This window comes from Pseudoalteromonas sp. AS84, from assembly GCF_038900255.1.
In the GTDB taxonomy this organism is placed as follows: Bacteria; Pseudomonadota; Gammaproteobacteria; order Enterobacterales; family Alteromonadaceae; genus Pseudoalteromonas.
The window spans coordinates 243,457-257,162 of the sequence record NZ_JBBMQY010000002.1 but is presented as its reverse complement, the minus strand read 5'-3'; the positions used below and the strand labels follow the sequence as shown (position 1 = coordinate 257,162).

Annotated in this window: 11 protein-coding genes; 2 read left to right on the top strand and 9 right to left on the bottom strand. The window is 38.5% G+C overall.

Going from position 1 to position 13,706, the window contains the following annotated elements; translation table 11 throughout:
* Positions 1-37: 37 nt before the first annotated feature.
* From WNY79_RS03565 to WNY79_RS03555, 3 genes are all read right to left on the bottom strand, one after another.
* The gene (locus WNY79_RS03565; RefSeq protein ID WP_076926073.1) at positions 38-916 is read right to left on the bottom strand and encodes a transglutaminase family protein; all 879 of its coding nucleotides are present in this window, start codon (positions 914-916) and stop codon (positions 38-40) included.
* Complete coding sequence (locus tag WNY79_RS03560) at positions 913-3,432, bottom strand: circularly permuted type 2 ATP-grasp protein (RefSeq protein WP_342875145.1); 2,520 nt, start codon at positions 3,430-3,432, stop codon at positions 913-915. The genes WNY79_RS03565 and WNY79_RS03560 overlap by 4 nt, the downstream gene beginning before the upstream one ends.
* A gap of 112 nt (positions 3,433-3,544) precedes the next feature.
* Positions 3,545-6,856: a transglutaminase family protein gene (locus WNY79_RS03555; RefSeq protein ID WP_342875144.1), complete on the bottom strand. Its 3,312-nt coding sequence runs from the start codon at positions 6,854-6,856 to the stop codon at positions 3,545-3,547.
* Positions 6,857-7,613: 757 nt separating this feature from the next.
* Here WNY79_RS03555 and WNY79_RS03550 point away from each other — a divergent pair.
* The gene (locus tag WNY79_RS03550; protein ID WP_342875143.1) at positions 7,614-8,387 is read left to right on the top strand and encodes an SHOCT domain-containing protein; all 774 of its coding nucleotides are present in this window, start codon (positions 7,614-7,616) and stop codon (positions 8,385-8,387) included.
* A gap of 69 nt (positions 8,388-8,456) precedes the next feature.
* Complete coding sequence (locus tag WNY79_RS03545) at positions 8,457-9,626, top strand: putative zinc-binding metallopeptidase (RefSeq protein WP_342875142.1); 1,170 nt, start codon at positions 8,457-8,459, stop codon at positions 9,624-9,626.
* A gap of 156 nt (positions 9,627-9,782) precedes the next feature.
* Here WNY79_RS03545 and WNY79_RS03540 read toward each other — a convergent pair whose 3' ends face one another.
* From WNY79_RS03540 to WNY79_RS03515, 6 genes are all read right to left on the bottom strand, one after another.
* A complete protein-coding gene (locus tag WNY79_RS03540) occupies positions 9,783-11,102 on the bottom strand; it encodes a hypothetical protein (protein WP_342875141.1) in 1,320 nt (439 codons plus the stop codon).
* 149 nt (positions 11,103-11,251) lie between these two features.
* Positions 11,252-11,710: a molybdopterin synthase catalytic subunit MoaE gene (moaE, locus tag WNY79_RS03535; protein ID WP_170070751.1), complete on the bottom strand. Its 459-nt coding sequence runs from the start codon at positions 11,708-11,710 to the stop codon at positions 11,252-11,254.
* Positions 11,710-12,009, bottom strand: a complete 300-nt coding sequence (locus WNY79_RS03530; RefSeq protein ID WP_342875140.1) for a MoaD/ThiS family protein — start codon at positions 12,007-12,009, stop codon at positions 11,710-11,712. Before WNY79_RS03530 ends, moaE begins: the two co-directional genes overlap by 1 nt.
* Positions 11,987-12,457 (bottom strand): cyclic pyranopterin monophosphate synthase MoaC, encoded by a 471-nt coding sequence (gene moaC, locus WNY79_RS03525; RefSeq protein ID WP_007585237.1) that lies wholly within the window; start codon positions 12,455-12,457, stop codon positions 11,987-11,989. The genes WNY79_RS03530 and moaC overlap by 23 nt, the downstream gene beginning before the upstream one ends.
* A gap of 1 nt (position 12,458) precedes the next feature.
* Positions 12,459-12,998, bottom strand: a complete 540-nt coding sequence (gene moaB, locus WNY79_RS03520; RefSeq protein ID WP_342875139.1) for a molybdenum cofactor biosynthesis protein B — start codon at positions 12,996-12,998, stop codon at positions 12,459-12,461.
* Positions 12,995-13,705: a molybdenum cofactor guanylyltransferase gene (locus tag WNY79_RS03515; RefSeq protein WP_342875138.1), complete on the bottom strand. Its 711-nt coding sequence runs from the start codon at positions 13,703-13,705 to the stop codon at positions 12,995-12,997. Before WNY79_RS03515 ends, moaB begins: the two co-directional genes overlap by 4 nt.
* Position 13,706: the final 1 nt, after the last annotated feature.

Below are 13,706 nucleotides of genomic sequence, written 5' to 3'. Positions count from 1 at the left end.
ACCTTATCCATCATAATATATGACGTAGTTAAACTGCCTATTCCATTCGAATCATATCAACCGCTACATCCAGCAATTGACTACCGCCACCAAATACCACTCCTTTTAAAGGAGTTACGTCAGAAAAGTCTCGCCCTACGGCTAGAGTAATATGCTGATCGCGTGGTAAAACATTATTTGTAGGATCAAAATCAACCCAACCAAAGTTTGGCACAAATACCGCAAACCATGCATGAGTTGCATCTGCACCTTCTAGCTTTTCTTCGCCTTCTGGCGGCATGGTTTCTATGTACCCACTAACGTATCGACCCGCTAATCCCACACTACGTATGCATGCAAGCGCAAAGTGTGCAAAGTCTTGGCAAACGCCCCTTTTTTGTGCAAAAACAGTACTTAGAGGCGTACTAATCGTTGTAAAACCAGGATCATAATGAAATTCATGAAAAATTCGTGCCATTAAATCTTTGCATGCAGAAATTATATTTTTGTGTGCATCAAACGAAATCAATGCGTATTCCTTAATCCCTATATCTATTGGAATAAGCTGTGAAGGTAGTACAAATTCAGACGTTTTTAATAATTCCGCTGTATTTGGTTTAACCAATAAATCACGTACTTTTCGCCAAGCAATATCAACGCTCTCTAAATTGCTATTAGCGCCGACTAACAGTTCTACCTCGCTGATCATCGTAACTTTAAGTTTTTTATGCTGTATTGCTATTTCAAACGCTGTTACTTGATTATTAAAATAATCAGTAAATGTTTGTAAGTAAGTCGGTGTAGGTTCTATTTCTACACGACTACTGTGGCATATTTGCCCACGATTTGTTTTTGGCGTTAATCGCGCTTGGTTTTGACACAAACTCACAAAGTCAGAATAGTTGTAAGTAGTTGAATGCTTAATTTTATATTTCACGATTGAGCTTGCTCAATATTAGTCCAGTTCAATTTATTTGCCGTTTGGGTATGAGAAAAATACTGTAGTAATAATACATCACAAAATGTATCTAAGTTCATACGCGTATTATGGTTAAATTCGATTAACTGGTTACGTTGTCCATTTTCACTTTTTTGTAGGTAATCTTTTTCGGTTACATAACAACTTGTTTTAGATAGTAAAATTGCTTTTTCGTGTGCCGCAATTACACCTTGTCTACGCTTTGTGGGTAAATGCTTACACAACTTATTAATTTCCTCTAACTGAAATAATAAAGAACGTGGGTATTCTGCATCTAAAAGTAATAACTCAAGCCCTGTACCAATGGTTTGATACATCCTGTATCGGCGCTTATGGGTAACTAAACTAACTTGGCAGCTAAGCACAGCCTCAAGTAAGCCTAGCTCTTCGGGCTCGTCTAACTCTTTGGTTAATAAAGCAGTGCTTAGTGATGTAATTTGTAAGCTACGCTCTACTCGTCTACCCATTTCGAGTAAAAACCAGCCATTACTATTTGGCATACAATCTGTAATCGAACCATTAAAAGCCATAATAGAGCCTATAACTCTATCTAGGCTGCTTTGCATTGCACGCGTTGGAATATTAATATTTACATTTTTAAATATCTTAATTTGCTCACTAATATCATCAATTATTCGGCGACTATCATGGGACAGTAATTCTTGAATTTGCACCGACGCATTCGCAATATATTTTAATGTATTAATAATACTGCCAGCGCATTGCTCGTCTGCAAGCAGTTGAAAAGCGGTTTCTTTCGACAGATTTACATCAATGCCATCTAGTTTTAAATCAGGTTCTACATATGGATAAACAATATATTGCGACTTAATAGCATTTGAAAGCCGTGCAACTATACTTTTTCGTATTGAATATGGGTACACAGAAAACTCGGTGTACTTGTCTATAAAAATACGCAAAATACGTATGGTGTTTTCGCAGCGCTCTAAGTATCGACCTAACCAAAAAAGATGCTCAGCCGTGCGGCTCGAAATAACCCCTTCGAGTAGCGTCACATCCATTCTTTTTCTAATGGGTACCGGTGGATTATGCTCGCCTAAATCAACTCTATCGGCTGTATTTATCCATGTATCTTTGATCCAACCTGATACTCTTGGGTTGTTACTTTTTTCGTTTGAAAAACACAGTGCTGAAGGAAGTACTTCTACACCATTTTCTGTGGTTAATGCATAACACCTAAACACCACTGGCTTGGAGATTAATTGCCCGTCATGCCAAAATGGTGCACTGCTAAAAGAAGGCTTTTCTTGGAAAAAGTAATTATCGGGTTCTTTGCTAATAAGTAGCTTTATTTCTTGCTCGTCCAACACTCCATCTAACTTGAGTGTAGGGTCTATAGCTGATAGTAGTTCGAGGTTATTCCAATCAACGGCTTGCGCTTCTTTTACATTTAAGTAATTTGGCTCACCCAACAACAGCGGCTGTTTTAAAATTTGCTGCGATAACTTTTCTAAGTTGCACTTTATTGAAGGTGACGAGAGCACACCACTACCAAACGGGTTCAAAACCTTAACAGACCCTTGTCGTACCGATTGTAATAAGCCCGGAATACCATGAAGTGAATATTCAGTTTGCTCTAAAGAATCAATACAACGATCAGAAACCCAGCGTAAAATGACATTAATCTTACCCAAACCTTGTAACGATTTTAAACAAACGTCACCACCACGAACGGTTAAGTCAGCGCTTTGTACTAATGTATAACCAAAGTAGGTAGATAGAAATGCATGCTCGTTGTAGTTAGGATCATCAATTCCTTGGGTTAGAATTACAATTCGTGGGTCATCCATATAATGGGTATATTCATTAATACCCTCTTGGAATAGATTTAGAAATTCTTTAATTTGCTGAACATTACATTCTGCAAATTCTTCAGCCATTACACGCCTTGCAATAATACGGCTTTTAATTAATAGCCCTAAGCCTAAAGGGCACTGACAATGATCGCTTAATACTTTAAATTCGCCTGTAGGCGTGCGGTAAACATCTAATGCAGTAAAAAAAAGTGTTAATTCGTTACTAGGTAAACTAAAACCTTCGCGTAAGTAATTAGGGTCTTGAAAAAGCTGCTTTGCAGGAATGTGACCATCAACTAAAAGAGTTTGATCACCGTAAATATCTTGCTGAATTTTATTTAATAAAAGGGTTCTTTGCTTTATTCCCTCTTCAAGCAACGTCCAATCAGCTTTTGATAACATAAAAGGCAACGGGTCGAAGTGCCATTGCTTATTACTTTCATTTTTAATATTGCCATTTTGTAGTAATTGGCTAATTTCTGTAGCGCGGCTACTAACATCATCTGCTGTTAGGCTAGCTAAACGCTTAAATAAAGTATCCCAATGTTCTGGGTTTAAACCACTGTGGTTTGCTAATTCATCATGACCGTGAGATTTATCAAGGTATAAAGACAACCACTCAGGCAATTCCGGCATCGCGTTATTGTTAATATACAAGCTGAAAGTGCTCCAATTTATAGTAAATAGCCGTGTTCATAATGATGCTTTAAAAATATTTAGTCATTCCACTTTAAATAATTTCAAAGTGGAATGACACAACTATCAATTATTATTTAAAGTTAGGCTGCCTGCGTAAATCCAAGGTATTTGGATAATCAGGATTACTACTTTCTTCATCAGGTACCACGTATTCACTTGCGCTTTGCGCCGACTGAAAACTATGCGTAACCGCCGATGGGCTCCAGCTTGGTTCTGCTGATGCAAGTAAGGACGGTGTATGCCCATGCTCCCAAAATCTTGCGACTCTGCGCCCTTCTGCTTCAAATGCATTAACCGGTAGCGTTTCAGGATTACGCCCACCAGCATGGCTCACATGATATACAAAGCCTCCAACTGAACGTCCTTCCCACGTATCGATTAAATCAAAAACTAATGGTGCATGTACGCCAATAGTTGGGTGAAGCGCTGTAGGTGGTTGCCAAGCTCGGTATCGTATACCCGCGACCATTTCATCTTTTGCTTTACCTTTAACCGGTTTAAGCGGCACTCTTCGACCATTACACGTTACAACATAGCGGTCGCTCATTGTTCCTTGTACTTTTATTTGTACTCTTTCTAATGACGAATCTACATAGCGCGCCGTACCCGACGCACTTGCCTCTTCGCCTAGTACATGCCAAGGCTCGATTGCGGTTCTAAGCTCAAGTGTAACGTTATCAAGTTCTCGCGTACCACACACCGGAAATCTAAATTCAAAAAATGGATTTAACCAACTTAACTGAAATTGAAAGCCTGCCTGTTGTAAATCGCGGCTTACTTCAGCTAAATCGTTTTCTACATATTGTGGCAATAAAAACTTATCGTGTAACTCTGTACCCCAACGTATTAATGGCTTGTGGTAAGGTTTTTTCCAAAACCAAGCAAGTAAAGTACGCAACAGCAGCATTTGCACTAAGCTCATTTGTGAATGCGGAGGCATTTCAAAGCCTCTAAATTCTACAATCCCTAAACGACCTGTGGCTGAATCGGGTGAATAAAGCTTATCTATACAAAACTCTGCTCTGTGCGTATTACCCGTTAAATCCACTAATAAATTACGAAGTAGCCTATCAACTAACCAAGGTTCAGGCACCTCACCTTCGGGCATATGCGAAAAGGCAATTTCTAGCTCGTATAAAACTTCATCACGGGCTTCATCCACTCGCGGTGCTTGGCTTGTAGGACCAATAAAAAGCCCCGAAAATAAATACGATAAACCAGGATGATGCTGCCAATAGGTAATAAAACTTCTTAAAATATCGGGTCTGCGTAAAAATGGGCTTTGCTCAGGTGTTTCGCCACCCAGCGTTACGTGGTTACCACCTCCAGTACCAGTATGACGACCATCTGCCATAAACTTATCGGTACCTAATCGGCATTCTTTTGCTAAACCATATAGCGTTGTAGTTCGACTGACTAATTGATCCCACGATGTTGAAGGATGAATATTTACTTCAATAACACCTGGATCTGGCGTTACAGCGTATTTTTCTACGCGGCTATCTTTAGGTGGGCTATAGCCTTCAATAACAAGCGGCATTTTAAGTGCTTTAGCCACACCCTCTATACTACTTATTAAACCCATGTAATGTTCAAAGTGACTTGTTGGTGGCATAAATATGTATAAACGCCCCTCTCTCACTTCCATTACAAGGGCAGTTTTAACCATTTCTTTGCCAATAAAGCCTTTTTTAAGCTTTTTAGCTTTGCCAAAGTTTTCAGGAATATCAAACGGGTCGCGGTCAATAATGTTGCCGCTCCATTCAAGGCTATCTAAGGGCAAGCGATACCCCATTGGGGATTCACCAGGTAATAAGAAACAATTGCCTCGTTTAAACTCCCACGTACACGACTGCCAGCAGTTTTTGCTATCGTTCCATTTTAAAGGGAGAACATAACCAACTGGCTTTTCTATCCCTTTATCCATTTTAGCTAAAAAGCCTTTTCGGCTCATTGCATGGAGAAGCTCCGGCTGATCTGGCTTTATTTCGGCAGGTAATGAGGCTTCTTGCCACATGTGATATAAAATATCTTCATAAGCAGTAGTAAGTGCCTTGGTTTCAAGACCAAGTGAGTCACACAGTTTATCAGCAAACTTTTTAGTATCGGTATGATCAAATTTATAGTCTTTATTAGGATCGGCTAATAGTGCGGCATCTTGCCATAAAGGCTCGCCGTCTTTGCGCCAATAGCACGCATATTGCCAACGTGGTAATGGCTCACCCGGATACCATTTACCTTGTCCGTAATGAGTAAAGCCACCTTTTGTGTATACTTTATTCATTTCTACAAATAAATTTTGAGCTAATATTCTTTTTTCTTTGCCATCGGCATCAGTATTCCACTGAGGATGTTCCATATCGTCAATAGAAATAAACGTAGGCTCGCCACCCATGGTTAAATGTATATTTTCTTCATTGTAAACATTGTCAACGTGCTGACCTAAGCGATTAATTGCCGCCCACTGCGCCTCAGAATATGGCTTAGTTACACGTGGGTCTTCGTGTACACGCGTTACTTTATTATAAAAGCTAAACTCAGATTTACAGTCGTCTATACCGCCTGTAACCGGCGCCGCCGAGCTTGGCTCTGGCGTACATGCCAATGGAATATGCCCTTCACCGGCAAATAAACCCGAGGTAGGATCAAGCCCTATCCACCCTGCACCAGGAATATACACTTCGGTCCATGCATGCAAATCGGTAAAGTCTTCTTCTGGACCACTTGGACCATCTAATGATTTTTGATCTGATGTTAGCTGTACTAAGTAGCCCGATACAAATCGAGATGCCAACCCTAGATGACGAAACAGTTGTACTAACAACCAAGCAGAATCACGACACGAACCTGTTTTTTTACTTATTGTTTCGTTCGGTGTTTGTACGCCTGGTTCTAAACGAATGCCATAACCAACTAACTCATAAATAGCTTGATTAACAGCGACTAAAAAATCAACGCTTCTAAGCGGCTCTTTAGGGTTTAAAGATTCAATTAACTCTTTAAATTTTGGACTGGCTTTGCGTTTTTTTAAATAAGGAGCGAGCTCTGACTTTGAAATAGCATCGTAAACAAATGGGAAGTTTTCGGCATAATCTTCTAAAAAGAAATCAAAAGGATTAATAACCGTTAGTTCGGCGACCAAATCGACCGTAAAACTAAATTCGGTAGTTGGCTTGTTAAAAACCACCCTTGCTTGGTAATTACCAAAAGGGTCTTGTTGCCAATTTATATAATGATCTTCTGGTACTATTTTTAAAGAATAGCTTTTAATTTTAGTACGGCTATGTGGCGCGGGACGTAAGCGGAATATATGCGGCCCCATATTAACTGACCGGTCGTATTTATACTGAGTATGGTGCGAAATCCCAACTGTAATTGTCATCTATTAATTCCCCTTTAATAATATATGGCCACAATATAACGCTAAAAATATTGCTTGACCTAACTCGCTTGTGCAATTTTTATACCAAAAGACTTACTAAAGTAGTACTGTTCATCCACTCGCGGCTATTGCACAAAGCAACGTTATGCATAAAGGTTTTGACCTAATTAATAGGAAAAACACACCAATTCAATAAATAGTAAACTTAGTGTGATTTAGACCATCGATTTTAGATTATTAATGGTGCAGAAAACGCACCAAAATAGTGCTTCAAAATAACTTACAATTAAATCCTGTTAATTTAAAATATTGAAATAAAACAAATATATTTAGATTTTTTAAAATACTCACTGCGTTATTTATACCGCTAAACTGATATAATTAAAAGGATTTATTTAGAGTTTAAAAATCATTAAAAATAATCATTAAATAGTAAGAAATAGTTCACGATAAAGCTGCTGTTAAAGTAAGTAACGGTGCTATACTAGATCGATTTTTAACCGCTTACGTTACAGCAAAACTAACAATCTCGATGAGATAAAACAAGCAACTTTTAATACAAAGATGCTTGTTTTTAAGATTAGTTTTGCAGCGGTGTGTTTTAACTTCAGACAAAACAGAACACGTCCAATTTGAAAAACCAACACACCTCACTAACCTGTTAATTTTTCATTATCATCAATGCTAAAGGTAATGCAGCACTAGCGTATTTTCAGATTTTTAAATCAACCCAATCTACCTAATAGGATACTTTCTTATGCAAAAGCTAACAGATGTCGGTGAAAACTTAGTCAATGATATAGCGTCTCGTTACAACCTCAGCCACGATGCAGTACTGCACATGTTAGTTAGCGTTAATAACGGCGGTTGCTCAATGGCACAGTTTAATTGCCCAGAGCTTGGTGGTTCTGGTCAATGGATGCGCGGTGGAATGACAATGGTTGGCGACATGTTTAACAACGGCTTAAAATCAACCGTTGATAACTTGTGCAACGAACTTGCTAATATATTGAGCAATAACCAAATATTTCCGGTTATTCCTGCAGGAACGCCTGGTAGCAATCAGTGGTGGCCAGGTAATTTAGGCAGCCCGTTTAGCAGTGGTGCACAAAATAATATTCGTTACGCTATATTCCCTAATCGCTTAGCCGTTGAATTAAATGGGCAAGTGAGCGTATACGACACTTTAGATCATAATATTGGTGGTGTAAGCCAACAGCAAGGTAATAATACCTCTCTTACATTTAACAGTCAGTGGGGGACGATTAATGTAAATACCCTGCCATTAATTTCAGGGCAAGCGCCAACGACTCCAGAACCACAAAAAGACTTTACACAGCAAGTAACGCAGCCCAATTTTGCATCATTAACGCCTAGCCAAATTGAAACACCTGTTAATAATACAACGGGGCAATACTCGGTAGACGAAACACTTCAAATTATTGAAAAGTTAGCACAACTACGCGATTCAAATGCGTTGAGTGATGATGAATTTAATATTAAAAAGTCTGAACTTTTAAAAAGGATTTAACCACTATCCTCCAATAGCATAACGCTAAATAAAAGTGGTTTATACGGTCTCTTTTTTATTCGGTAACATATGAAAACATTTAAATGTAATTGCACAGAACAACTTATTTTATTTTTTGAAAGCAGCCATTGTTTGGCTTGTGGCAGAACCGTTGGTATAGATGATGAGTTCGATCAAGTTGAACCCTATGAAATTGATGAACAATCGGGTCTATTTTACAAAGCAGAAGCGCCTGAAGTTTTTTATAAAAAATGTGATAACAATGCTCAGTACCACGTTTGTAATGGTATGGTTAATTTAGATACATTTATACCCGTTGCCGATAAAGACGAAGTGCTGTGTTTTTCATGCCGCTTTAATGAAACGGTGCCCGATTTAAGCATTATCGGGCATATTCCATTGTGGAAGAAAATGGAAACGGCGAAGCGTCGCGCTTTATATACTCTAAAATCGTTATCGCTCCCCTTAAATACTATTATTCAAGAACCTGAAAGCGGATTAAGCTTCGACTTCATAACTGACCGTAACGTGAGCGATCACTTTGTAAGCCCAATTATAGGTCAAGATGTTGTATTTACAGGACACGACTGTGGCCATATCACTATAAATCTAGCCGAGGCAGACGACGTAGCACGCTCTCAAGCTAAAATAGCGATGGGTGAGCGTTACCGTACTTTACTTGGTCATTTTCGCCATGAACTTGGTCATTATTATTTTGACCAACTAATCGCAAATTCACCAAAAAAACATGCTTTATGTAAGCAATATTTTGGTGATGACGAATTAGATTACCAGCAAGCGCTCGATACTCATTACAAACAAGGCGCGCCAGCTAACTGGCATGAAACCTTTATTAGTGAATACGCTACTATGCACCCTTATGAAGATTGGGCAGAAACATGGGCGCATTATATGCACATTATCGATACGCTTGAAACGGCCAAAAACTTCTCAATTACCGGCTCTACAAGTGGCAATGAATTTGAGCTAGACGAAGCAGACGAGCTTCGATTGCCACAAAGTGCTTATTACTTTAATTCACAAACATCGATTGATACTATTTTAGATACTTGGATGGAATTTTCGATCATTCTAAATTCGCTAAATCGCAGCATGGGACTTGCCGATGCCTACCCATTTGTATTAACTCAAGCAGTGCGAACTAAGTTATCGTTTATCCATCATGCTATCCATAACAGGCTCAATTTAATGCCTGATTTGAGCATTGGAAAAGTGTAATAAAGTAAGCTCAGTCCAAAAAACATTTTAATAAAAAGCCATTTATTCTTGCTATGACTTTTCATGCGTAGGTAGGTGGCTTTTTTATTATGCACAAAGCCGTAAAAATAAGAGTCTAAAAATAGTATATCCCCCTACTTTCACGCTAAATCTCTATTAGCTTGTCATCGCGAGGTTATTCTTGAGTCGACTTATAATTTTTTCTTGGTAAGTACTAACTGTAGAAAACTTTTGTATTGATACAAATAAGCCAGTTAGTTTTTCGTTTGATATATCAGAGATATTAATCCCTTTATATAAAATAGGCGCATTATTTTGTCTGGTTAAATTATTCGACAGTAAAATATTCAATTTTACTGTACGCGCTAACTCTTCTTGATACAGAAAAAATTCTCTTAAATGTGTGCTAACAATATTGGCTGGTTTTGATCTGTCTATCATTAAAATTTCGTCAATTAGTCGGTTTAACCTGCTGCGAGACTCTATTGCTTCGTCGAGAATATCTAACCAATTAAGTTCGCTATTTGATAGTAAAGCTAAAAAATATACCGTACGTGCTTTATTATAATTAATAAAACCAGGCCACATAACATCTTCGCTAGATACTTTAAGTGCTTTATCAAACTGCTCAGCGGCAGATTTAAGATACATACTTACTTCTTCAAGTATTGATGGCTCTATAGTATTAATATTTTTTTGAGCCAACTCTAAACCATCAATCGACAGAATATCTACAGAGGTCATATTTAGCGACTCTCGCAGCAAATGCATGCCTTTTTTGTTGTAATACAAACCTAGATAATTATGGTAAATGGTTTTTGTCACTGGATTACGAAGAATTGGACCTCTGACATGAAGTAAGTCTGCATGAATATTAAAATTATCATCAGCCACAAAACTTTGGTAAGACACAACAGCTTTAAATAGCTTTATTGTTTCCGTTATTTGAATTGAATTACCTTTACTTACCGAGTGCAATATTTCACAGCGTCTATCAACTTCTGACAAAATTGTATCCATACGCTTTTTATAAAGTACTTTGTTAGTTTCTGATGCATTAAAAACAGCTGGGAATAAAACAATTAGGTCGATTACATATTGCAGAGTATCGGCAAAGAGAACGGCGGTTTCTGACTCTTTTTTTAATTTATGCTCAATAGAGTCAAAAATCTCTTTCTCTAGTGTATTTTCATCTTGGGACTTAAACTGATTAATTAACTCTGGAAGTGAGGTTACGTAATTTTCATTATCTAAAATGTTACCTTCCATTTTACTAATGTTATTTACACTATCAATTGACGTATATGTTCTAACAGTAATAAATAAAGCTAATACGGCTATACAAAAGCTTACTGTTGATATGGTGAAGCTTAGTAAATCTTTACCTTCTTTTAAATCATATACCCATACAGCAAGAAAGGCTGAAAGTAGAACAAGTAATAATATTGTAAAATATAACATTTTTGATGTGCGCATATGTCTTCCAGACTTGGGTCGAGCTAACAATCTAATATTGCTGATTTATAACACGAAAAACGCAGACTTCACACGCAAACTAAGAGTTACATAAGTTATTTTTTATCGAGCTGTAAAGCCTTTATTGAACATAAATAATTAAATCTGTATCACTCTTCCCACTTGCCCAGCGCTTGTTTGTCACTTTGTTTAAACTCAACCCAGTTTGATGAGTCTTTAAAGTGCTCTTTTTTCCAAAACGTGGCGTGGTTTTTTAAATAATCCATTATAAATTGTGCGCCTTCGAACGCGGCTTGGCGATGGCGGGAAGTGACGCCAACAAACACAATTTGCTCGCCAAGGGCTAAGTAACCAACGCGGTGAATAATACATATTCGCGCTAGTTGCCAGCGCGTTTGTGCTTGCTCAGCAATAGATTGAAGCAGTTGCTCGGTCATACCAGGGTAGTGTTCAAGCTCAAGTGCAATAACGTTGTCACCACTGCTGAACTCTCTTACCAAACCTGTAAAGGTGACAACAGCGCCATCGCTTTTATTATTACTACAAAGCGTATTGTGCTCGTCACCTACATTAAAATCATCGGTTTGTACTTGAATATGTATGCTCATTAGCCACCTGTAACCGGCGGAAAAAAGGCAAGCTCATCCCCTGCTTTCACTATTTCGTCGCTTGATGACATAGTTTGGTTAAGCGCTGCAAGTAGCTCACGCTCTTCCAGCCACGGTTGCCAATGCGGATATTGGCTCACTAATCTTAATTTAAGTTCTGAAATAGTAAGCGGCCGCGTAATCTCAAGGCTTAATTTACTGCACTTCAAGCGCTCTTTTAGTTGCCCAAAAAACAATATCTCTACATTTTGGGCATTAGATATAGCATCGTTTGGATTAATCTCGCTGCCAACTGCCATTTTTGCCCCCTGCTTTTTGAGTAACGCGCATGCCGCTAATTTCCATTAGTGGATCGGCTGCTTTACACATATCAAACAAAGTAAGGCTAGCAACAGATACCGCTGTTAACGCTTCCATTTCTACGCCAGTTTTACCGGCAAGCTTGCAGTAGCTGGTTATTTTAATTTGGCTGTTTGCTTCATCAAGTTCAAAATCAACTGCTACTTTAGTAAGTGCAAGTGGATGACAAAGCGGGATTAAATCGGCGCACTTTTTAGCGCCTTGAATACCCGCAATACGTGCCACGCCTAACACATCGCCCTTTTTGTTTTGATTAAGCATTACTTGCTCAAAGGCAAGCTTACTCATGCTAATAAATGCTTCAGCTGAGGCGTCGCGAAGGGTTACGTCCTTGAGCGATACATCAACCATATTCGCTTGGCCGTTTTCGTCAACGTGGCTTAACATACTATTGCTCACGCGATTCACACTTTTTACCAATAGTAATGTGCGGTGCAAAGTTACATGGTTTATGCATTGAGTTAAGTTGATCTTTTATAATGCCTGTCCAGGCAGTTTTACATGCGCCTGTAGAGCCTGGCATACAAAAAATAACCGTGTTATTAGCAAGTCCTGCAAGTGCACGCGATTGAATAGTTGAGTTACCAATTTCACCGTACGATATATGTCTAAATAGCTCACCAAAGCCGTCTACGCTTTTATCAAACAGCGGCGCAAATGCCTCAGGTGTTGAATCACGTTCAGTAAATCCTGTACCACCAGTCACTAAAATAGCGTGAATGGTGTCATCGGCTATCCACTGCGATGCAATAGCGCGCATTTGGTAAACATCATCTTTTACAATTTCTTTATCCGCTAAGTGATGACCCGCCTCAATTAGCGCTTTAATTAAATAATGACCAGAAGTATCGGTAATCGCATCGCGCGTGTCGCTTACTGTAAGTACGGCAATGTTTAAAGGTATTTGTGACTCGCTTGTGTGGCTCATAATGTTTTTCTCAATTGGTTAATGCTTTGGTCAAAATGCTCATTTACAGCTTTAAATTGCGCCGGTGTATTGGTGTTTATTAATGCATGCGCTTTATTACATAAAAGCGTTTGCACACCAATGCTTTGGGTAAACTGTTTTATTGATTTATGACTGCTTGCGTTTGTGAGTATGTGTTTTAAATGATTTTTTACACTGCTTGTATTACGAATATACAGCGGTAGCGGTTCATTTTCAAAGTGCCAAGCATGTATTTGTGACTGATTTAATTGATTGCTCACACTTTGTACGTTATTTGTCTGAGAAGCCAGCACTATTGTGCTTAACAAACTACTCGTAAGTAGAGGCATATCTACCGCAGTAATAAGTAAATCGTGCTCGGTGACTATTAATGTGGAATAAATTCCGCCAAGGGGTCCACTATTTGGGTATATATCTTTAACGTACTTTTCTGAGGGATAATCGCTCGGTGAATAATTGTTCAATGACTTGACTGGATTTGTAACGTTGCGGCTTACCAATATGTTTTTAGCGCCTGCGTCTTTTAATAAATCACACGCATTTTGCAATAGCGTTTTATTTTTTAAAACTAAATCGGCTTTGTCTGTCCCCATTCTTGATGACTTACCACCAGCAAGCACAACACCTGTAAAATCTCGCTTAACTTTTATATCCGCTTCTATATGAGTATTCACATCAGCTCCCATA

Excerpts from the sequence above, each read along its gene's own strand:
- WNY79_RS03555 (WP_342875144.1), bottom strand. The coding sequence starts at position 6,856 with ATGACAATTACAGTTGGGATTTCGCACCATACTCAGTATAAATACGAC.
- WNY79_RS03550 (WP_342875143.1), top strand. The coding sequence starts at position 7,614 with ATGCAAAAGCTAACAGATGTCGGTGAAAACTTAGTCAATGATATAGCG.
- WNY79_RS03545 (WP_342875142.1), top strand. The coding sequence starts at position 8,457 with ATGAAAACATTTAAATGTAATTGCACAGAACAACTTATTTTATTTTTT.
- WNY79_RS03540 (WP_342875141.1), bottom strand. The coding sequence starts at position 11,102 with ATGCGCACATCAAAAATGTTATATTTTACAATATTATTACTTGTTCTA.
- moaE (WP_170070751.1), bottom strand. The coding sequence starts at position 11,710 with ATGAGCATACATATTCAAGTACAAACCGATGATTTTAATGTAGGTGAC.
- WNY79_RS03530 (WP_342875140.1), bottom strand. The coding sequence starts at position 12,009 with ATGGCAGTTGGCAGCGAGATTAATCCAAACGATGCTATATCTAATGCC.
- moaC (WP_007585237.1), bottom strand. The coding sequence starts at position 12,457 with ATGTTAAGCCACGTTGACGAAAACGGCCAAGCGAATATGGTTGATGTA.
- moaB (WP_342875139.1), bottom strand. The coding sequence starts at position 12,998 with ATGAGCCACACAAGCGAGTCACAAATACCTTTAAACATTGCCGTACTT.
- WNY79_RS03515 (WP_342875138.1), bottom strand. The coding sequence starts at position 13,705 with ATGGGAGCTGATGTGAATACTCATATAGAAGCGGATATAAAAGTTAAG.